Annotated in this window: 17 protein-coding genes; 6 read left to right on the plus strand and 11 right to left on the minus strand. The window is 72.3% G+C overall.

Features of this window, described 5'->3' with window-relative positions:
* Positions 1-79: 79 nt before the first annotated feature.
* From whiA to OG444_RS10580, 6 genes are all read right to left on the minus strand, one after another.
* Entirely contained in the window at positions 80-1,075 is a 996-nt protein-coding gene (gene whiA, locus OG444_RS10555; protein WP_037792880.1) for a DNA-binding protein WhiA, read from the minus strand.
* Entirely contained in the window at positions 1,066-2,130 is a 1,065-nt protein-coding gene (locus tag OG444_RS10560; protein WP_327261911.1) for a gluconeogenesis factor YvcK family protein, read from the minus strand. The genes whiA and OG444_RS10560 overlap by 10 nt, the downstream gene beginning before the upstream one ends.
* Positions 2,127-3,074 carry an RNase adapter RapZ gene (gene rapZ, locus OG444_RS10565; protein WP_030388929.1) on the minus strand — a complete coding sequence of 316 codons (948 nt, stop codon included), beginning with the start codon at positions 3,072-3,074 and terminating at the stop codon, positions 2,127-2,129. Before rapZ ends, OG444_RS10560 begins: the two co-directional genes overlap by 4 nt.
* Positions 3,071-5,086 carry an excinuclease ABC subunit UvrC gene (uvrC, locus tag OG444_RS10570; protein ID WP_327261912.1) on the minus strand — a complete coding sequence of 672 codons (2,016 nt, stop codon included), beginning with the start codon at positions 5,084-5,086 and terminating at the stop codon, positions 3,071-3,073. Before uvrC ends, rapZ begins: the two co-directional genes overlap by 4 nt.
* 202 nt (positions 5,087-5,288) lie before the next feature.
* Positions 5,289-6,077 (minus strand): hypothetical protein, encoded by a 789-nt coding sequence (locus OG444_RS10575; RefSeq protein ID WP_327266724.1) that lies wholly within the window; start codon positions 6,075-6,077, stop codon positions 5,289-5,291.
* Positions 6,078-6,082: 5 nt separating this feature from the next.
* Positions 6,083-6,691: a papain-like cysteine protease family protein gene (locus tag OG444_RS10580; RefSeq protein ID WP_327261913.1), complete on the minus strand. Its 609-nt coding sequence runs from the start codon at positions 6,689-6,691 to the stop codon at positions 6,083-6,085.
* Positions 6,692-6,920: 229 nt separating this feature from the next.
* On the opposite strand from OG444_RS10580, the gene OG444_RS10585 reads away from it, so the two are divergent.
* Entirely contained in the window at positions 6,921-7,853 is a 933-nt protein-coding gene (locus tag OG444_RS10585) for a hypothetical protein (protein ID WP_327261914.1), read from the plus strand.
* 14 nt (positions 7,854-7,867) lie between these two features.
* Here the strand turns inward: OG444_RS10585 and OG444_RS10590 are convergent, their stop codons facing one another.
* A complete protein-coding gene (locus OG444_RS10590) occupies positions 7,868-8,299 on the minus strand; it encodes a Rieske (2Fe-2S) protein (protein ID WP_327261915.1) in 432 nt (143 codons plus the stop codon).
* Positions 8,300-8,432: 133 nt separating this feature from the next.
* On the opposite strand from OG444_RS10590, the gene OG444_RS10595 reads away from it, so the two are divergent.
* Positions 8,433-9,308 (plus strand): carbohydrate kinase family protein, encoded by an 876-nt coding sequence (locus OG444_RS10595; RefSeq protein WP_327261916.1) that lies wholly within the window; start codon positions 8,433-8,435, stop codon positions 9,306-9,308.
* 19 nt (positions 9,309-9,327) lie between these two features.
* Here OG444_RS10595 and OG444_RS10600 read toward each other — a convergent pair whose 3' ends face one another.
* A complete protein-coding gene (locus tag OG444_RS10600) occupies positions 9,328-9,945 on the minus strand; it encodes a TetR/AcrR family transcriptional regulator (protein ID WP_327261917.1) in 618 nt (205 codons plus the stop codon).
* 66 nt (positions 9,946-10,011) lie between these two features.
* On the opposite strand from OG444_RS10600, the gene OG444_RS10605 reads away from it, so the two are divergent.
* Positions 10,012-10,662: an NAD(P)-dependent oxidoreductase gene (locus OG444_RS10605; RefSeq protein WP_327261918.1), complete on the plus strand. Its 651-nt coding sequence runs from the start codon at positions 10,012-10,014 to the stop codon at positions 10,660-10,662.
* A gap of 162 nt (positions 10,663-10,824) precedes the next feature.
* Here OG444_RS10605 and uvrA read toward each other — a convergent pair whose 3' ends face one another.
* Positions 10,825-13,818, minus strand: coding sequence for an excinuclease ABC subunit UvrA (gene uvrA, locus OG444_RS10610; protein ID WP_327261919.1), 2,994 nt, complete (start codon positions 13,816-13,818; stop codon positions 10,825-10,827).
* Between the two features lie 187 nt (positions 13,819-14,005).
* On the opposite strand from uvrA, the gene OG444_RS10615 reads away from it, so the two are divergent.
* From OG444_RS10615 to OG444_RS10625, 3 genes are all read left to right on the plus strand, one after another.
* Positions 14,006-14,695 carry a maleylpyruvate isomerase family mycothiol-dependent enzyme gene (locus OG444_RS10615; RefSeq protein WP_327261920.1) on the plus strand — a complete coding sequence of 230 codons (690 nt, stop codon included), beginning with the start codon at positions 14,006-14,008 and terminating at the stop codon, positions 14,693-14,695.
* 20 nt (positions 14,696-14,715) lie between these two features.
* Complete coding sequence (locus OG444_RS10620; RefSeq protein WP_327261921.1) at positions 14,716-15,372, plus strand: MBL fold metallo-hydrolase; 657 nt, start codon at positions 14,716-14,718, stop codon at positions 15,370-15,372.
* Positions 15,373-15,588: 216 nt separating this feature from the next.
* A complete protein-coding gene (locus OG444_RS10625) occupies positions 15,589-16,905 on the plus strand; it encodes an MFS transporter (protein ID WP_327266726.1) in 1,317 nt (438 codons plus the stop codon).
* Positions 16,906-16,959: 54 nt separating this feature from the next.
* Here OG444_RS10625 and OG444_RS10630 read toward each other — a convergent pair whose 3' ends face one another.
* Both OG444_RS10630 and OG444_RS10635 read right to left on the minus strand, forming a co-directional pair.
* A complete protein-coding gene (locus tag OG444_RS10630; protein WP_327261922.1) occupies positions 16,960-17,943 on the minus strand; it encodes a TerC family protein in 984 nt (327 codons plus the stop codon).
* 239 nt (positions 17,944-18,182) lie between these two features.
* Positions 18,183-20,144, minus strand: coding sequence for a TerD family protein (locus OG444_RS10635; RefSeq protein WP_327261923.1), 1,962 nt, complete (start codon positions 20,142-20,144; stop codon positions 18,183-18,185).
* Between the last annotated feature and the right edge of the window lie 28 nt (positions 20,145-20,172).

Genomic DNA, 20,172 nt, shown 5'->3' on the forward strand with positions numbered 1-20,172 from the left:
CTCATGTCAATGGGGCGTGCGGCAAAGGGGCCCGCACGAGTGATCGCGCGGGCCCCTTCGGCCGAATCGACGCCCGTGCCTAGCCGGCCATGTTGTCGGCCAGCTCCTCGCTGAGGTCGAGGTTCGACTCGGTACCCGGAATGCCGAGGTCCTGGGCCCGCTTGTCGGCCATCGCCAGCAGGCGGCGGATCCGGCCGGCGACCGCGTCCTTGGTCAGCGGCGGGTCGGCGAGCGCGCCCAGCTCCTCCAGGGAGGCCTGCTTGTGCTCCATGCGCAGGCGGCCGGCCGCGGCCAGGTGCTCCGGGACCTCCTCGCCGAGGATCTCCAGCGCACGCTGCACGCGGGCTCCGGCGGCCACCGCGGCGCGCGCCGAGCGGCGCAGGTTGGCGTCGTCGAAGTTGGCCAGCCGGTTGGCGGTGGCGCGCACCTCGCGCCGCATCCGCCGCTCCTCCCAGGCCAGCACCGACTCGTGCGCGCCGAGCCTGGTCAGCAGGGCGCCGATGGCGTCGCCGTCGCGGACCACGACCCGGTCCACTCCGCGCACCTCGCGCGCCTTGGCGGCGATGGACAGCCTGCGGGCGGCGCCCACCAGGGCCAGGGCGGCCTCCGGGCCGGGGCAGGTGACCTCCAGGGAGGAAGACCGGCCCGGCTCGGTGAGCGAGCCGTGGGCCAGGAAGGCGCCGCGCCAGGCCGCCTCCGCGTCACAGGTGGCCCCGGAGACCACCTGCGGGGGAAGACCCCGGATGGGGCGCCCGCGGCCGTCCACGAGGCCCGTCTGGCGCGCCAGCTGGTCACCGCCGGCCACGACGCGGACCACGTAGCGGCTGCCGCGGCGCAGTCCGCCGGGTGCCATCACGACCAGGTCCGAGGAATGGCCGAAGATCTCCAGGATGTCCTTGCGCAGCCGTCTGGCCGCGATCCCGGTGTCCAGTTCCGCCTCGATGACGATGCGCCCGCTGACCAGGTGCAGCCCGCCCGCAAACCGAAGGATCGCCGAGACCTCCGCCTTCCTGCAGCAGGTCCGGGTGACGGGCAGGCGGGAGATCTCATCCTTCACCGCAGGCGTCATCGCCATGGGCCGATCCTTCCATGCATCCGAAAAATACGGTCGTACGCGGCGGCCAGCAGCTCCGGGTCGTGTTTCGGAGAGCCGTCCTGTCTGGCCACGGGCGCCAGCTCGACCGCGGCACCGAACCGTTTCGCGGCATCGGCGAGGGACTCGCGGTCGGGCACGGCGGCCTGATCGGCCAGCACCACGTCCAGGGCGAGTTTAGGGGCGTGTCGGGCCAAAACCTCCAAATGACGCTGCGGAGAGAAGCCCTCTGTTTCACCGGGCTGCGGTGCGAGGTTCAGCGAGAGCACTCGCCGGGCCTTCGTCTCCATCAGCGCGTCGAGCAGTTCCGGCACCAGCAGGTGCGGAATGACCGACGAGAACCAGGACCCCGGACCGAGCACCACCCAGTCGGCGTCCAGCACCGCGGCGACCGCTTCCGGTACGGCCGGCGGGTCGCTCGGCACCACCTGTACGGAGAGCACCTCGCCCGGGGTCAGTGCCACCGTGGCCTGCCCGCGGACGGTGTCCACGTCCTCGGGGCGGGCCGGGTGGTGCCCCCTGACCAGGGCCTGCAGCTCCAGCGGGACGGCCGACATCGGCAGCACCCGGCCCTGGGCGCCGAGCAGCTTGCCGACCAGGTCGAGGGCCTGTACGGGATCGCCGAGCTGTTCCCACAGGGCGACGATCAGCAGGTTCCCGACCGCGTGGCCGTGCAGGTCGCCCTCGGACTGGAAGCGGTGCTGGATCACCCGGGCCCAGGTCTGGCCCCAGTCGTCGTCCCCGCACAGTGCGGCCAGCGCCTTGCGCAGGTCGCCGGGCGGGAGCACGCCGAGCTCCTCGCGGAGCCGGCCGCTGGATCCGCCGTCGTCGGCGACGGTGACGACGGCGGTGAGGTCGCCCGTGATGCGGCGCAGGGCTGCGAGGGAGGCCGACAGGCCCTGGCCGCCGCCGAGCGCCACCACCTTGGGCGTGGCGCCGCGCCGGCGGCCGGAACGGCCGGAGCGGCCCACGCCGTCCTCGCCCCGTCCTGGGGTGAGGCGGCGCAGGCGGCTCAGCCGCGGGGTCCGTGCGGTCACTCGCGCCCCATGTCCCGGTGGACTACGACGGTCTCGACTCCCTCGGAGGCGAGGCGTGCGGCGAGCTTCTCGGACATGGCCACGCTGCGGTGCTTGCCGCCCGTGCAGCCGACCGCGATGGTCACGTACCGCTTGCCCTCGCGGCGGTAGCCGGTGGCGATGAGCTGGAGGAGCTCGGTGTAGCGGTCGAGGAACTCCTTGGCGCCGGGCTGGCTGAAGACGTACCCCGACACCTCCTCGTTGAGCCCGGTGAAGGGGCGCAGCTCGGGGACCCAGTGCGGGTTCGGGATGAAGCGGCAGTCGACGACGAGGTCGGCGTCGACGGGGAGGCCGTACTTGTAGCCGAAGGACATGACGGTGGCCCGCAGCTCGGGCTCCTCGTCCCCGGCGAACTGGGCGTCCATCTTCGCGCGCAGCTCGTGCACGTTCAGGCTGGAGGTGTCGATCACCAGGTCGGCGTCGCCGCGCAGCTCGCGCAGCAGGTCGCGCTCGGCGGCAATGCCGTCGGTGATGCGCCCGTCGCCCTGCAGCGGGTGCGGGCGGCGGACCGACTCGAAGCGGCGGACCAGCGCGTCGTCGGAGGACTCCAGGAAGACGATGCGGCGGGTGACGCCCTTGCTGTCCAGGTCGGCGAGGGACTCGCGCAGGGCGTCGAAGAACTGACGGCCGCGGACGTCGACGACGACGGCGATGCGCGCCACGTTGCCCTGGGAGCGGGCGCCGAGCTCGACCATGGTCGGGATCAGGGCCGGCGGGAGGTTGTCCACCACGAACCAGCCGAGGTCCTCCAGACACTTGGCCGCCGTACTGCGGCCGGCCCCGGACATGCCGGAGATGATCACCAGCTCGGGGATGGCCGCCTCGGCGGTCTCGCCGGGCTCCGCTGTCGTGCCGGTACTCACCTGTGCTCCGTCTCGGTCGTGCGTGGTCTCGTGCTCGGTCATTGCTCGGTCCCCCGTTCGGACGATGCTCCTGCTGACGCAGGAGTCTCATCCTCAATGATCTCTCCTGTGGCCGTGTTGACGGCAGGACCGGCGGGAACCGCTCCGGCGAGGGCCGCGGCCACGGTCTCGGCCGTCTTGCGGCCTATGCCCGGGACCTCGCAGATCTGCTCGATTGTCGCCTGTCTCAGCTTCTTCACCGAACCGAAGTGCTTGATCAGGGCCTGCTTGCGGCTCTCGCCGAGGCCGGCCACCTCGTCCAGCGGGCCGGATTTCAGCCGCTTGCCGCGCTTGTTGCGCTGGTACTGGATGGCGAAGCGGTGGGCTTCGTCACGTACCCGCTGGAGCAGGTAGAGGCCCTCGCTGGTGCGCGGCAGCACGACCGGGTCGTCCTCGCCGGGCAGCCAGACCTCCTCCAGCCGCTTGGCCAGGCCGCACACGGCCACGTCGTCGATCCCGAGCTCCTCCAGGGCCCGCTTGGCGGCGGCGACCTGCGGCTGCCCGCCGTCGACCACGACGAGCTGGGGCGGGTACGCGAAGCGCTTGGGGCGCCCGTCGTCCTCGGGCACCTCCCCGCCCGCGTCGGCGTCCTCGGGGTCCCACTCCCCCGTCCTGAGCTTCTCCTGGAGGTAGCGGCGGAAGCGCCGGGAGACCACCTCGTGCATGGAGCGGACGTCGTCCTGCCCCTCGAAGGACTTGATCTGGAAGCGCCGGTACTCGCTCTTGCGGGCCAGCCCGTCCTCGAAGACGACCATCGACGCGACGACGTCGTCCCCCTGGAGGTGGGAGATGTCGAAGCATTCGATGCGCAGCGGGGCGCTGTCGAGCTCCAGGGCCTCGGCGATCTCCTCCAGTGCCCGGGAGCGGGTGGTCAGGTCGCTGGCGCGCTTGGTCTTGTGCAGGGCGAGGGACTGCAGCGCGTTGCGGTGGACGGTCTCCATCAGGGCCTTCTTGTCGCCGCGCTGCGGTATCCGCAGGCTGACCTGGGACCCTCGGCGGTCGGCGAGCCACTGGCCCAGCACGGGCGCGTCCTCCGGGAGCGCCGGGACCAGCACCTCCTTGGGGACGGCCTCGCCCTTCTCCTCGCCGTAGAGCTGCTGGAGGGCGTGCTCGACGAGCCCGGCCGTGTCGACGGCCTCGACCTTGTCGGTGACCCAGCCGCGCTGGCCGCGGACCCGTCCGCCGCGGACGTGGAAGATCTGCACGGCGGCTTCGAGCTCGTCCTCGGCCACGGCGATCAGGTCGGCGTCGGTGGCGTCGGCGAGCACCACGGCGTTCTTCTCCATCGCCCGGCGCAGCGCCCCGATGTCGTCGCGCAGCCGGGCGGCCTTCTCGTACTCCATCTCCTCGGCGGCCGCGTGCATGTCCTTCTCCAGCCGGGAGAGGTAGGTGCCGGTGCGGCCGGCCATGAAGTCGCAGAAGTCCTCGGCCAGTTCGCGGTGTTCCTCGGGGGTGACCCGGCCGACGCAGGGGGCGGAGCACTTGCCGATGTAGCCGAGCAGGCAGGGGCGGCCGATCTGGGCGGAGCGCTTGAACACGCCCGCGGAGCAGGTGCGGACCGGGAACACCCGGAGCATCAGGTCGACGGTCTCGCGGATGGCCCAGGCGTGTCCGTACGGACCGAAGTAGCGCACGCCCTTCTTCTTGGGCCCGCGCATGACCTGGACCCTCGGGTACTCCTCATTGAGGGTGACGGCGAGGGAGGGGTAGCTCTTGTCGTCCCGGTACTTGACGTTGAACCGGGGGTCGAACTCCTTGATCCACGAGTACTCCAGCTGGAGCGCCTCGACCTCGGTGGACACCACGGTCCACTCGACGGAGGCGGCCGTGGTCACCATCGTGGCGGTACGGGGGTGCAGGCCGGCGACGTCCTGGAAGTAGCTGGCCAGACGCTGGCGCAGGCTCTTGGCCTTCCCGACGTAGATCACCCGGCGGTGCTCGTCGCGGAACTTGTAGACCCCCGGGGAGTCGGGGATCTGTCCCGGCTTGGGGCGGTAGCTGGAAGGGTCGGCCATGCCAACCACCCTACTGGCGCGCACCGACAACGGACCGTACGCCTCCGGCGCGGTCCGCGGACGGGTCCAGCCCCGCCGGCGCTCGAGGCGCGGGTCCGGACGGAGCCCGGCGAACCGGCCCCGCCGGCGTTTGAGGCGCGGCCGCGGCGGCGCGGCCGGACGTGCAGGGCCCGGCCCCATGAGGGCCGGGCCCTGCCGGCGGCTACGCCATGGCGCGGCGGCGCAGGAGCAGCACCCCCGCGCCGCCCAGCGCGAGCACACCGGCGCCACCGGCCACGGCCGCAACCGGGGTCCCGCCTGCCGCGGATCCCGCCGCGGAGCCTTCGGCGAAGCCGCCGGCCGCGCCGCGCTCGGCGTAGGCGGAGCCGGGGAGCTTGTCCCCGTACGCCGTGACGACCCGGGCCCGGTAGGCGGCCAGGCTCGTGCCCCCGGCGCCCACGGCCCGTACCGCGTCCTCGTCCAGCGGCAGCACCCTGCTGTCCGCCGTCACGTACCAGGCATCGATCTGCGGCTCCCGGAACACCGTCCCACCGGGCAGTTTCGCCGCGCCGAGCTGCGCGTAGCGGAACTCGTCGTCGCCGGTGGCGATGTTCACCACCTCCCAGCCGACCTCCGTCCGGGCGGTCCACAGGGCGGCCTGCTGGCCGTCGGAGGAGACGGCTCTGCTGGCGAGGAACTCCAGCCGGGCGACGGGCGCGCCCGCCTTGCCCGCGACGAACTCCGGGGAGAGGTGGTTGACCGCGATCGCCTCGCCCTCGATCCGGGGCTGGGCGGCCGTGGCGGAGACCTTGCCCTCCCGGGCGAAGAAGCGGGAGAGCGTGGCCAGGGTGCCGGGCGCGGTGGCCGCCTCGGTGGCGGCGGCCCTGTGCTCGGCGGTGGCGGCCCGGGGCTGCGGGGCCGGGCCCCCCGGGGCGGCGACGGCCTGCGGGGCGAGGCCGAGGAGGGCGGTGGCGGCGATGACCGCGGCGGCGGCAGTGGCGCGCAGGGTCATGGCGGTCACGCCCCGATCCGGTAGAGGGAGTGGGTCCAGGAGAAGGTGCTGTTGTTGACGTACCAGGAGTGCGAGGCCCAGTTGTAGCGGTCGCTGGAGGGCCAGGGATCGCCCCAGTAGACCCAGTTGCTCACGGTGTCGTAGCCGTAGACGACGTGCATGTGGCCGCCGCCGTTCGACCACTGGATCCGGGTCTCGACCGGCCGGTTCGCGTTGATCTCGGTCTGGACGGTGGAGTACTGGAGCCAGCCGTTGACGTACGAGCCGGGGCTGATGCCGGCCCAGCGCAGTCCGGTCTGGACGTTGCCGAGGGTGGCCTGGTTGTTGGGGCATTCGCTGCCCTGCTGGCGGTTGAAGGCGGCGTTGCAGAACTGGTTCTGGCTGTAGTTCCGGCCGAACCAGGTGGCGATGGTGTTGCCGCCCGCGGCCCAGCACCAGTTGGTCTTCGTCTGGGCCTGCATGGTGATGTTCAGGCGCTTGGCGGCGAGGGCGGATTCACTGCCGGCCTCGGCAGCGGCGGCGGTGCCGGTGCCGAGGGGCAGGGCGAACAGCAGCGCGGTGAGCACTGCGGTGAGCGCGGCGGCTGGGGAGAGCCGCCGGTTTCGGTTGCGCATCGCGTTCCTCCCAATGTGGGGAATGGGGGGTGGAGGAGCGCGTCCGGACGCTGTTCAGGAGCATCAGGGAGTTGTCGCGATCAGGTCAACACGCTTCAATACGCGGTGACATTGCGGTGTGAACGGTGGGGCTGTGGTGTGAACGGTTACTGCCGTGTCACCTGCTCTCCCGGAGGCGCCCCCGCAACCCCCCGCGCCGGCCCGTGTGAACGTTCACAGAGGAGTCGCCATGCCACCGACCGTCGATACGGCGGAACTCGGCCGGCTGCTGCGGGCCGGCCCCTTCCACCTCGCCCTGCGGGCCGCCCTTGCCGCGCGCGGACTGCCCCTGCACCGGGTGCAGCACCGGCTCGCGGCCCAGGGCATCAAGGTCGGCGTCACCAGCCTCAGTTACTGGCAGCAGGGCGCCCGGCGGCCGCGCCACCCGGAGTCGCTGCGGGCGGTCACCGCCCTGGAACGGATCCTGGAGCTGCCCGAGGGCTCCCTGCTGCGCCTGCTGACCGACCCGGAACCCGGCTCCGGGCCCGCCCGGCCGCCCACCCGCTCGTACCGGGCCCTGCTCAGAACGGGCAGGACCGTGGAGCGGCTGCTGGACGGGATGGACCTTCCGCCGGACGGCGGGCTGCACTCGGTCGGCCATCACGAGCGGGTCCGCATAGGACCGGCGGGCGAGCTGCGGGTCCGCGAGTCGCAGCAGATCGTCCGGGCGCACCGCGACGGGGTCGACCGCTACCTCGCCGTCCACCACGGCGACCCGGGATGCGACGTGTCCCGGATGCGCGTGACGGCGTACGAGAACTGCCGCACGGGCCGGGTGCGCTGCCACCCGGAGGCCGGACTGGTGGTCGCGGAGCTGCTCTTCGACGCTCGGCTGCGGCGCGGGGACACGCACGTCTTCGGCTACGGGATCGAGGACGGCACGGGCGCCCGCAGCCGCGAGTACGTGCGCGGTTTCAGCTACGCCGGCGGCCAGTACATGCTCCAGGTCAGCTTCGACGAAGCGGCCCTGCCAGTGCGCTGCCGGCGCTTCGTCCGCGGCGCGCCCGAGGCCGCGCGCACCGGCCTCGTGGACCTGACGCCGAGCGGCCGGCACCGGGCGGTGCACCTGGTCGAACAGTCGGTGCGGCGCGGGATCCTCGGGATCGCCTGGGACTGGGACTGACGTCCGGCCGCGGGTCAGCCCGCGACGAGCTTGCCGTTCTCGGCCCGGACCGCGACGGCGGGCAGCGGGTCGGAGGCCGGGCCGCGCAGGACCTTGCCGGTGTTCACGTCGAAGCGGCTGCCGTGGCAGGGGCAGTTCCCCTCGCCTTCGACGATCTTGTCCAGGACGCAGCCGGCGTGCGTGCACTGGGCGCTGAACGCCTTGTACTGGCCCTCCGCCGGGCAGCTGACGATCAGCTTCTTCTCCCGGTACAGCTTCGCCCCGCCCACCGGGACGTCGGCCGCGGCGCCCAGGTCCACCGGCGCGGTGGGGGTGGCGGGGGTGTTGCCCCCGCTGTTGGTCTCGGTGGAGCAGGCCGCGAGGGTCACTCCGGCACCGGTGGCCCCGGCGAGCGCGGCGGCACCCTTGAGGACGGTACGGCGGGCGGGCGACTGCGACGCGGACATGCGGTTCTCCTGGGCTGCGGGCGGGAAGCGGGGCCGGGTACGAACCGGGTACGGGCCGGCTGCACGGCCTCGGCCCGGGCCGGGACCCGGCCCACCCGACGATACCTCCGCCCCATGAGGTAGCTTCCCCCGCGTGATCGTCGTCGGCGGAGAAGCCCTCATCGACCTGGTGCCCGTGGCGCAGCCGCCCGGCGCGCTGCTGCCCCGGCCGGGCGGCGGACCGTACAACACCGCGCTCGCGCTCGGGCGGCTCGGCGCAGAGGTGGCCTTCTGCTCCCGGGTCTCCTCGGACGGCTTCGGCGAGAGCCTGCTGGCCGGGCTGCGGGCGGCCGGGGTGGACCTGTCGCTGGTGCAGCGCGGACCGGAGCCGACCACGCTCGCCGTGCCCTCGCTGGCCCCGGACGGCTCGGCCTCGTACGGCTTCTACGTCGAGGGCACGGCGGACCGGCTGTTCACGCTGCCGCCCGCCCTCCCCGAGGGGGTACGGGCCCTCGCGCTCGGCACCTGCTCGCTGGTCCTGGAACCGGGCGCGAGCGCGTACGAGGCCCTGCTGCGCCGGGAGTCGCGACGCGGGCTGCTGACCCTGCTGGACCCCAACATCCGGCCGGCGCTGATCGCGGATCCGGCGGCGTACCGCGCGCGCTTCCTGGAGCGGCTGCTGCCGCACACGAGCGTCCTCAAGCTGTCGGAGGAGGACGCCGCCTGGCTGGGCGGCCGGGTCGAGGACTGGCTCGCGGCCGGACCGTCGGCGGTGGTGCTGACCCGGGGCGCGGCGGGCCTGACGGCCTGGACGCGGGAGGGCGCGGAGCACTCGGCCGCGGCCCGTCCGGTGGCGGTGGCGGACACGATCGGCGCGGGCGACACCGTCAACGCCGCCCTGCTGCACCGGCTCACGGCCGCGCCGGGACGTCCGGTGGACTGGCCGGAGGTGCTGGCGCACGCCGCCCACGCGGCGGCCCTGACCTGCACGCGGGCGGGCGCGGAGCCGCCGTACGCGGCGGAGCTCTGACGGCCCGGCTCGGCTCGGCTCACCTCAGCGCGGCCCACACGGTACGGGCGACGGCCGGGGCGAACTCCTCGACGGGCTGGACCACATGGGCCCCGGAGAAGTGCAGGAAGAAGGCCCGCTGGAAGCAGGCTCCGAGCAGCAGCGCCGCGGCGGCCCGCGGGTCGGCTCCGGGCCGCAACCGGCCGGCTTCGAGCTCGCGCCGCAGCCACCCGGCCAGCGCGTCCAGGACCAGGTGCGGGCCCGCCCCGATCTCCAGGACGCCCTCGCGGTGGCGGGTGAGCAGAGCGGGCTCGGCGAAGAGCGAGGCGGCCATGGGCATGGCGTCCGCGTAGAAGAGCGAGGCGTGCCGGGCGATGGCGGTGAGCCCCTCCTCGACCCCGTCCGCGCCTTCCTTCTCCCCCGGTTCGGCCCGCAGGGCGGCCATGAGCGGGCCCGCGTTGGGGGTGCGCTCCATCAGCACGCGGACGAACAGCTCCTCCTTGTTCGCGAAGTACTTGTAGAGCGCGGCCTCCGAGCATCCGGCCTCGCGGGCGATGGCCTTGGTGGTGGCGTTGGCCAGGCCGCTGGTGCGCATGAGCTTCTCCGCGGCGTCGAGCAGCCGCTCGGGAGTGGGGCGGCTTGACTTGGGGGTGAGCATTCGCTCACCCTAGCGGAAGCAGGGGTGAGTAAGCACTCACCCACCTCTCGGTGCGGGGGTAGGGCCATGAAGATCACGGTGTTCGGAGCCACGGGCGGCGTCGGCCGCGAGGTCGTCCGGCAGGCACTCGACGCGGGACACGAGGTGACCGCCGTCGTACGGGACCCGGCACGGCTGCCGCTTCCCGCCCACGCTCGGCTGCGCGTGGCCACGGTGGCCGACGTGACCGACCCGGAGGCGGTGCTGTCCGTGGTGAGCGGACAGGACGCGGTGGTCTCCGCACTGGGCGCGGCGAACAACAAGCAGGCCCGGACGGCACCCGTCGCGGGCCCCGCCCTGAGGGCGATCACCTCGGCCATGGACCGATCGGGAGTGCGCCCGCTGTCGGCCGTGAGCGCCGCACCGGTCGGCCCGCTGCCGGAGGGCGAAGGCGTCTTCACGCGGGCCGTGGTCTACCCGCTGCTGCGCAGACTGCTCCGGGACATCTACGCGGACCTCGCCGTCATGGAGGCGGCGATGGACGCGAGCGGTACCCGGTGGACGGTCGTCCGGCCGCCGATGCTGCAGAACAAGCCGCGCACGGGCACCTACCGCCGTGCGATCGGCGCCAACGTGCGCGGCGGCCGGGTCATCCCGCGCGCGGACGTCGCGCACGCCCTCCTGGCCACCCTGACGGACCCGGCCTGCACCGGCCGCGCGGTGGGCATCGCCTCCTGAGGTCGCGTCCCGTCCGCACAGTCCCGGCCGGCCCGCGACGAAGGGCCCGCCCCGGCGCGGCCCGGGTGTGGCCCCGGCGGACGCGGGGCGCGGCCCGGGCGGACGCGGGAGGGCCCGGCCATCGGCCGGGCCCTCCTGTCGGACACGAACACGGCGCGGCGGCTACGCCTTGCGTGCCCGGGCCGTCGTCTTCTTGGCCGGGGCCGCCTTCTTCGCGGCGGCGGCCTTGGTCGCCACCGCCTTCTTCGCCGGAGCCTTCTTGGCCGGGGCCTTCTTCGCCGCCGGCCCCGCCACGGGCGCCCCGTCCGACACGCGGTCCGCTCCCAGGATGTCCCGCAGGAACTTGCCCGTGTGGCTCGCGCCCACCGAGGCCACCGCCTCCGGCGTGCCCTCGGCCACCACGAGACCGCCGCCGTAGCCGCCCTCCGGGCCCATGTCGATGACCCAGTCCGCGGTCTTGATGACGTCGAGGTTGTGCTCGATGACGATCACCGAGTTCCCCTTGTCCACCAGCCCCGAGAGCACCTTGATCAGCTTCGAGATGTCCTCGAAGTGCAGACCGGTGGTCGGCTCGTCCAGCACGTAGACCGTCCGGCCCGTGGACCGCTTCTGCAGCTCGGAGGCCAGCTTCACGCGCTGCGCCTCACCGCCCGACAGGGTCGGCGCGGACTGGCCGAGGCGGACGTAGCCCAGTCCGACCTCGTTGAGCGTCTTGAGGTGACGCGCGATGGTCGGCACCGCCTCGAAGAAGCCCAGCGCCTCCTCGATCGGCATGTTCAGGACTTCCGCGATGGACTTGCCCTTGTAGTGGACCTCCAGCGTCTCCCGGTTGTACCGGTCGCCGTGGCAGACCTCGCACGGGACGTAGACGTCCGGCAGGAAGTTCATCTCGATCTTGATCGTGCCGTCGCCGGCGCAGTTCTCGCAGCGGCCGCCCTTCACGTTGAAGGAGAAGCGGCCCGGCAGGTAGCCGCGGACCTTCGCCTCCATCGTCTCCGCGAAGAGCTTGCGCACGTGATCAAAGACGCCCGTGTACGTCGCCGGGTTGGACCGCGGCGTCCGGCCGATCGGCGACTGGTCGACGTGCACGACCTTGTCGACGAGCTCGTCGCCCTCCACTCGCGTGTGCCGCCCGGGCACCGAGCGGGCGCCGTTCAGCTCGCGCGCCAGGTGCGTGTAAAGGATGTCGTTGACCAGCGTCGACTTGCCCGAGCCCGACACACCGGTCACGGCCGTGAGGACACCCAGCGGGAAGGACACGTCGATGTCCCGCAGGTTGTTCTCCTTGGCGCCGTGGACGGTCAGCTTGCGCTCCCCGTTCACGGGCCGGCGGATGTCCGGGATCTCGATGGACTTCTTGCCCGACAGGTACTGGCCGGTCATCGACTCGGCGTTCTTCAGCAGGTCCTTCAGCGAGCCGCTGTGGACCACCTTGCCGCCGTGCTCGCCCGCGCCCGGACCGATGTCCACGACCCAGTCGGCCACCTTGATGGTGTCCTCGTCGTGCTCGACCACGATGAGGGTGTTGCCCATGTCCCGCAGCCGCACCAGGGTTTCGATCAGCCGGTGGTTGTCCCGCTGGTGCAGACCGATGGAGGGCTCGTCCAGCACGTAGAGCACGCCGACCAGGCCGGAGCCGATCTGGGTGGCGAGCCGGATGCGCTGGGCCTCGCCGCCCGACAGGGTGCCGGCGGCCCGGTTGAGGGAGAGGTAGTCGAGACCGACGTCCACGAGGAAGCGGAGCCTCTCGTTGACCTCCTTCAGGACCCGCTCGGCGATCTTCTTGTCGCGGGCGTCGAGGCGCATCCGTCCCAGGAAGTCCGCGCACTCGCTGATCGACATGGCGGCGACCTCGGCGATGGACTTCTCCATCACCGTCACGGCGAGCACGATCGGCTTGAGGCGGGTGCCCTCGCAGGTCGGGCAGTTCACTTCGCGCATGTAGCCCTCGAAGCGCTCGCGGCTGGCGTCGCTCTCCGACTCCGCGTGCCGTCGCTTGACGAACGGCACGGCGCCCTCGAAGGCCGTCGTGTACGCGCGCTCGCGGCCGTACCGGTTGCGGTAGCGGACCTCGATCTGCGTCTTGTGCCCGTACAGCAGGGCCTTCTTCGCGCGCACCGGCAGACCGGCCCACGCGATGTCGGTGCGGAAGCCCAGCTCCTCGGCGAGCGCGCCGATCAGCCGCTGGAAGTAGTCCTTGGTGTGGCCGAGCGACCACGGCGAGACCGCGCCCTCGTCCAGGGACTTGTCCTCGTCCGGAATGATCAGCTCGGGGTCCACCTCCATGCGCGTCCCGATACCCGTGCACTCGGGGCAGGCGCCGAAGGGCGAGTTGAAGGAGAAGGAGCGCGGCTCCAGCTCCTCGAAGGACAGGTCGTCGTAGGGGCAGTAGAGGTGCTCGGAATACATCCGCTCACGCTCGGGGTCGTCCTCGGCGAGGTCGACGAAGTCCAGGATCACCATGCCGCCGGACAGGCCGAGGGCGGTCTCCACGGAGTCCGTGAGCCGGCGCTTGGCGCTCTCCTTGACAGTGAGGCGGTCGATGACCACCTCGATGGTGTGCTTCTCCTGCTTCTTCAGCGTGGGCGGCTCGGAGAGCTGGATGGTCTCCCCGTCCACCCGCGCCCGGCTGTAGCCCTTGGTCTGGAGGTCGGAGAAGAGATCGACGAACTCTCCCTTGCGCTCGCGCACCAGCGGCGAGAGCACCTGGAAGCGGCTGCCCTCGGGGAGCGCGAGCACCTTGTCGACGATCGCCTGCGGCGACTGGCGCGAGATGGGCCGGCTGCACTCGGGGCAGTGCGGCTTGCCGATGCGGGCGAAGAGCAGGCGGAGGTAGTCGTAGACCTCGGTGATGGTGCCCACGGTCGAGCGCGGGTTGCGCGACGTCGACTTCTGGTCGATCGAGACGGCCGGGGAGAGGCCCTCGATGAAGTCGACGTCGGGCTTGTCCATCTGCCCGAGGAACTGGCGGGCGTACGACGAGAGCGACTCGACGTAGCGGCGCTGCCCCTCGGCGAAGATCGTGTCGAAGGCCAGGGAGGACTTGCCCGACCCGGAGAGTCCGGTGAAGACGATGAGTGAGTCGCGGGGCAGGTCGAGCGAGACGTTCTTCAGGTTGTGCTCGCGAGCGCCACGAACGATGAGACGGTCGGTCACGCCGGTCCGCACCTTTCTTGAGAGAGCGGGGGCACGGGCCCCCGTCCCAGGGTATGGGGGGCGCCTCTGCGATGGACTTGGTCCTTGGACTTCCGAGCGTATAGCACGCACATTCGATTTACGGCACTCCGCAGACCGCTTCACCCAATCGTGTGGCGGCGCGGGGTGAGCCACTAGGCTCGCCGTCATGACTGATCATGTGCACGACCTGCGATCTGTACGTGAAGCCACGGACCGGCTGCTGACCGCTGTCGCGAAACTGGACAACGCTGCCCTCGCCGAGGAGTCACACCTCCCGGGCTGGACCCGTGGCCACATCCTGGCCCACCTCGCACGCAACGCCGATGCGCTCGTCAACGTCTTCGAGGGACGTCCGATGTACGAGAGCGCCACCGCCCGCGACGCCGACATCGAGCGCGACGCCGGCCGGCCCCTGGAAGAACACCTGACGGACCTGCGTGATTCCGCGGCCCGCTTCATGGCCACCACCGAGCACGATCAGGACTGGTCCCGCACGGTCGAGCTGCGCAACGGCATCACCGACCTCGCGGCCAACGTGCCCTTCCGCCGCTGGGTCGAGGCCGATCTGCACCACGTCGACCTGAACATCGGCTACGAGCTCTCCGACCTCCCGCAGGAGTTCACCGAGCGCGAGATCGTCTTCCTCGCCGACCGCTGGTCCGGCCGCCCCGAGGTGCCGCCCGTGGCCCTGGTCGCGGCCGACGGCCGGACCTGGCGCACCGGCTCCGCCGGGGATCCCGCCGTGACCGTGTCCGGCACCGACGCGGGGCTGCTGGCCTGGCTGGCCGGCCGCGGCGACAAGGGCGCCTCCCTGAGCACCTCGGGCGGCCCGCTTCCCGAGCTCCCCCCGCTCTAGACGCCCCCTAGGATCAGGACATGACGTACACCGGAGAGGTCAAGGTCGGCGGTCCCGCCGACGTGCACGAACTCGCGGACCTGATGATTTCCAAGGTCGCGGTGGGCCCGATGAACAACAATGCCTACCTGCTGCGCTGCCGCGCCACAGACGAGCAGCTGCTCATCGACGCGGCCGCCGAGGCGGGCACCCTGCTCAGCCTGATCGGCGACGACGGCATCGCGTCCGTGGTCACCACGCACCGGCACGGTGACCACTGGGGCGCCCTCGCCGAGGTGGTCGAGGCGACCGGCGCGCGCACGTACGCGGGCGCCCTCGACGCCGAGGGCATCCCGGTGGCGACCGATGTGCCGGTCGCCGACGGGGACACGGTCACGGTCGGCCGGGTCACCCTGACCGCGCGCCACCTGGTCGGCCACACCCCCGGCTCGATCGCCCTGGTCTACGACGACCCGCACGGGCACGCGCACGTGTTCACCGGCGACTGCCTCTTCCCGGGCGGCGTCGGCAACACCCACGACGACCCGAAGGCCTTCGCGAGCCTGCTCGACGACGTCCAGCACAAGCTCTTCGAGCAGCTGTCGGACGAGACCTGGGTCTACCCGGGGCACGGCAACGACACCACCCTCGGCGCCGAGCGTCCGCACCTGGCCGAATGGCGCGAGCGCGGCTGGTAGGCACCGCAACGCGTCAACTTGACGGCGCGACGCACTCCTTCCGGTCGCTTACGACCGAACTCACGTCCTGAGGGGCGGGGAACGGGTATCTGGTGCGGCATGCCACAGGACCCTTCCCCGCCGCTCGCCTCCCCCGCCCCCGAGGCCGCCCCCGCCCCGTCGCCCGCCGTCGCACCCACCGGGGCCGCCGGGGCCGACCGTTCCGCCGGGCCCGGCATGCTGCGCCTGGCCACGGCCTCGCTCGCCGGCACGGCCATCGAGTTCTACGACTTCTTCGTGTACGGGACGGCCGCCGCGCTCGTGCTCGGCCCGCTCTTCTTCCCGTCCTTCTCCCCCCTCGCCGGGACCCTCGCCGCCTTCGGCACCTTCGGCGTCGGCTTCCTCGCCCGCCCGCTCGGCTCGGTGGTCTTCGGCCACATCGGCGACCGCTACGGCCGCCGGCCGGTCCTGCTCGCCTCCCTGCTGCTCACCGGCATCGCCACCGTCGCCGTCGGCTGCGTGCCCACGTACGGCTCGATCGGCATGGCCGCGCCGGTCCTCCTGCTCCTGCTGCGCTTCCTGCAGGGCCTCGGGCTCGGCGGCGAGTGGGGCGGCGCCGTGCTGCTGACCGCCGAGCACGCTCCCGAGGGGCGGCGCGGACTGTGGTCGAGCTTCCCGCAGATGGGTCCGGCGGTGGGCTTCCTGCTCGCCAACGGGCTGATGCTGGGACTGTCCGCGTCGCTGACCGACGCGCAGTTCACGTCCTGGGGGTGGCGGGTGCCGTTCTGGGCGGCCGGGGCACTTGCGCTGGCCGGGCTGTGGCTGCGCCACTCGGTGGAGGAGACCCCGCAGTTCCGGGCGCTCGCCGCGACGGGCCGGCGGGCCGAGGCCCCGCTGGCCGAGGTGTTCCGGGGCCACTGGCGGCTGCTCCTGCTGACCGGCGGGGCGCTCGCCGTGGGGTACGCCGTCTTCTACGCGGTCACCACCTGGTCCCTCGCGTACGCCAACGAGCACCTCACGGTCGGCCGCACGACGATGCTGGCCTGCATCATGGTCGCGGTCGCGATCAAGGGCCTGGTGACTCCTCTGATCGCGATGCTCGGGGACCGCTACGGGCGGCGGCCGCTGTGCCTGGCCGGGTGCGCGCTCTGCGCGGTGTGGATGTTCCCGCTGGTGGCGCTGTTGCGGACGGCCGATCCGCTGCTGATGACGGTCGGCTTCACCGGCGCGCTGATCGGCATGGTGACGATGTTCGCGGTGGTGGCCGCCTACCTGCCGGAGCTGTACGCGCCGAGGATCCGCTGTACGGGCGCGGCCGTCGGCTACAACCTGGGCGGGGTGCTGGGCGGCGCGCTGACCCCGATCGTGGCGACGGCGCTGGCCGACGGTTCCGGTCCGCCGTGGGGCGTCGCGCTCTACCTGACCGGCATCGCCCTGGTCAGCCTGGTCTGTTTCGCGCTGCTGCCGGAGACGGGTCCGGCGGCCGTGCGCAAGCGGGCGGCGGCGGTCCGGGGCGCGGAAACGGGGGCGGCCGAAGCGGCCGCCCCCGTGTAGGTCCGTGGATCCGTAGGTCCGTAAATCCGTAGAGCTGTGGATCCGTAGGTCCGGTTACGCGTCGATGTTCTCCGGGCGGGCGGCGGCCTCGGCCGCCGCCTGCTTCTTGGAGGCCATCAGGCTGGTGATCGTGGTGATGACCAGGACACCGCAGATGACGCCGAGGGAGACCGGGATCGAGATCACGGGGACGTGCACACCGGACTCGTGCAGGGCGTGCAGCACCAGCTTGATGCCGATGAAGCCGAGGATGATCGACAGGCCGTAGCTGAGGTGGACCAGCTTCTTCAGCAGTCCGCCGATGAGGAAGTACAGCTGGCGCAGACCCATCAGGGCGAAGGCGTTGGCCGTGAAGACGATGTACGGGTCCTGGGTCAGGCCGAAGATCGCGGGGATGGAGTCCAGGGCGAACAGCACGTCGGTGGTGCCGATGGCGAGCATGACGACCATCAGGGGGGTCAGCACGCGCTTGCCGTTGTTCTGGATGAAGAGCTTGGTGCCGTGGTACCGGTCGGCGACGCCGAACTTCTTCTCGACCGACTTCAGGAGGCGGTTCTCCTCGAACTCGTCCTCGTCCTCGTCCTTGCGGGCCTCCTGGATGAGCTTCCACGCGGTGTAGATCAGGAAGGCGCCGAAGATGTAGAAGACCCAGGAGAAGCTGGCGATGATCGCGGCGCCGGCGGCGATGAAGACCGCGCGCAGGACCAGGGCGATCAGTACGCCGATGAGCAGCACGCGCTGCTGGAGGTGGGAGGGCACCGCGAACTTCGCCATGATCAGGACGAAGACGAAGAGGTTGTCGACGCTCAAGGACTTCTCGGTGATGAAGCCCGCGAAGAACTCCTGGGAGGCCTGCGGGGTCCCGAAGAACCAGAGGCCCAGCCCGAAGAGGACGGCGAGGACGACCCAGACGACCGTCCAGGTGCCCGCTTCCTTGATGGACACGTCGTGGGGTTTGCGGCCGATGAAGAAATCGGCGCCGATCAGGAGGGAGAGACCGAGAATGGTCAGCGCCCAAAGGGCCCAGGAAACTTCCATGGTGAAACACGCCTCCGGCGGATGGCTCAGCACTTCGTCAGCGTCATCGCTGCCGGAGGTCTCTTCCACCCTGACGACCTGGAGGCCGTGGGCCGACGCCCCGGGACCTGCTTCGCTCGTTCAGCCGAACTGGTCCGTATTGACGGGTACGCCGTAGCAGGAAAGCAGGAATACTCCCCCCCGCACACACGAGCATACCCGTCAAAGACGGTTTAGGTAAAGAGAGTCCCAAAGAATGGTCACGGACGGGTAGTGCGCCGGGCCTCCGCCACCCGGTCCAGCGCCTGGTCGAGGACCCGGCTGCCCTGCGGGGGCAGGTCCGGTTCGAAGGTCCAGGCGTGATGGACCCAGGGGTCGGCGAGGTGGTTGTCCGGCACCGGCGACAGCCGCATCAGGGACCGCCACAGCGGGTCGAGCAGCGGCCCGTAGGCCGAGGCCTCGTCGCGGTCCGCGACCATCAGCAGGTGCACGCCCACCGCCGAGCCCTCGTCGGCGAGGTAGCGCAGCTGGGTCACGGCGCGGTCGTCGAAACCGTGCGGGAAGTCGTGCACGATCAGCAGCTGCTCGGCCGTGTCCACGTCCGGCGGCAGGTCCTCGGGAGCACCGGCCCGCAGCGCCATCTGTACGAGGTCCACCCGCCGGGTCAGACGTGCCAGGGTCTGGGTGACCCCGGCGGCCCCGGCGGCGGGGGGCCCGGCCAGCACCCCGGCGCGTACGAGGGGCGCCAGCGAGGCGGATCCGGCCCCGGCCGCGTCGATGACGTGGACCGAGAAGCGGTCGGCGGGGTGGACCGCGAGCAGCCGGACCGCATAGGTGACGGCCATGTCCATGGCGGCCCGGCGCAGCCGGTCGGTGTCCATGGCCATCGCGGCCTCGGAGCCGGTGCGGCCGTTGTCGATCCACAGTCCGCGCTCCAGCGGGACCCGGGTCAGCATGGGGATGCGCAGGTCGGGCCGCTCGGGCAGGTGCAGGTCCCCCAGGCGCAGGGCCAGCGGGCTCTCCTCGGGCGTGCGGTGACCGTGCCAGACGGGGTTGTCCCAGCGGGCGTACGCGGCCGGCAGCGCGGGCTCGACGACCTCCGACTCGGCGATGAGCTGGACCAGGTCCCGGTCGAGGACGGCCTGGGCCTGGGCGACGAGCTCCTCGCGACGGGCCCGCGCGGTGTCGCGGGCGGCGTTCCCGGAGCCGCCGAGGCGGTGGCGCGGGTCGGACAGGGCCTCGTCGAGCTCCCGGTCCATGCGGGAGTCTGCGAACTCCACGGCGCTGCGGTAGGCGGCGACCGTGCGGGCCAGGTCCTCGAACATGCCCCAGACCTGGTTGTAGAGCCGCTCCTCCATGGACCAGCCGCTGGCGTCGCCGGCGACGGGCCGCGGGGGCTGTCCGGGCTCCTGGGCCGCGGCGGCCCGCGGCGCGGGCTCCGGCGGCTCGGTGCTGGTGCGGCGGCGCCGGGGGTGGGCGTAGCTGATCGTGGGCGGGGCCCCCGGCGCGTCGCCACCGGGCGCGGGCCCGGGCGTACCGGCGTACGGGTGCCCGGAGACCGGGACCGGGTCCGGCGGCTCGGGGGTGGGCGCGGGGGGCTGCGCCGGGGTCTGCGGGGTGCGCAGGTCTCCGACGAGGGTCGGCATCGCCGCGAGGGTGATGTCGGCCTCGGCGGTGCGGGCGACCGTGCGCAGCGCGGCGGCGGCCAGCTCCGCGGCATGCGGTGCGGGCAGTCCGCCGTCGGCGAGCAGGGCGCCGAGGCCCTCGGCGTAGCCCTGGCCGACGGCCCGGACCTTCCAGGCGCCCTGGCGCCGGTACAGCTCCAGGGCGACCACGGCCGTCTCGGCGTCGAGCCCCGTCAGCGTGTACCCGGCGAGCTCGGCGCCCTCCGGGTCGGCGACGGCCACGTAGGAGGCCGGTACCGCGCCGAAGCGCACCGGACCGCCGGGCGGCAGGACCAGCAGGACGGCGAGCCGGTGGACGTCCGCCGCGACCTCGTCGAGGTCGACGGCGAAGGCGTGCCGTTCCGCAAGCCCCTCCGGCGCCTGCACGCCGGGGAGGGACCTGGCGCCCGGGTGGGCCAGTATCCCGTTGCCGGAGAACCGGCCCTGTTCGTCGGCGAGCGAGGCCAGGGCGAGCACGGGTGTGCCCGCCGAGACCCTGATCTCCACCCGGCTCTGGGACACGGGGTGGTTCTGCCCCCGGACCAGTTCGGCCGTCATCGTGCAGCCCCTCCCCCGTGCCTTCTTC

Origin of the sequence: Streptomyces sp. NBC_01232, from assembly GCF_035989885.1 — a bacterium.
Taxonomy (GTDB): Bacteria; Actinomycetota; Actinomycetes; order Streptomycetales; family Streptomycetaceae; genus Streptomyces.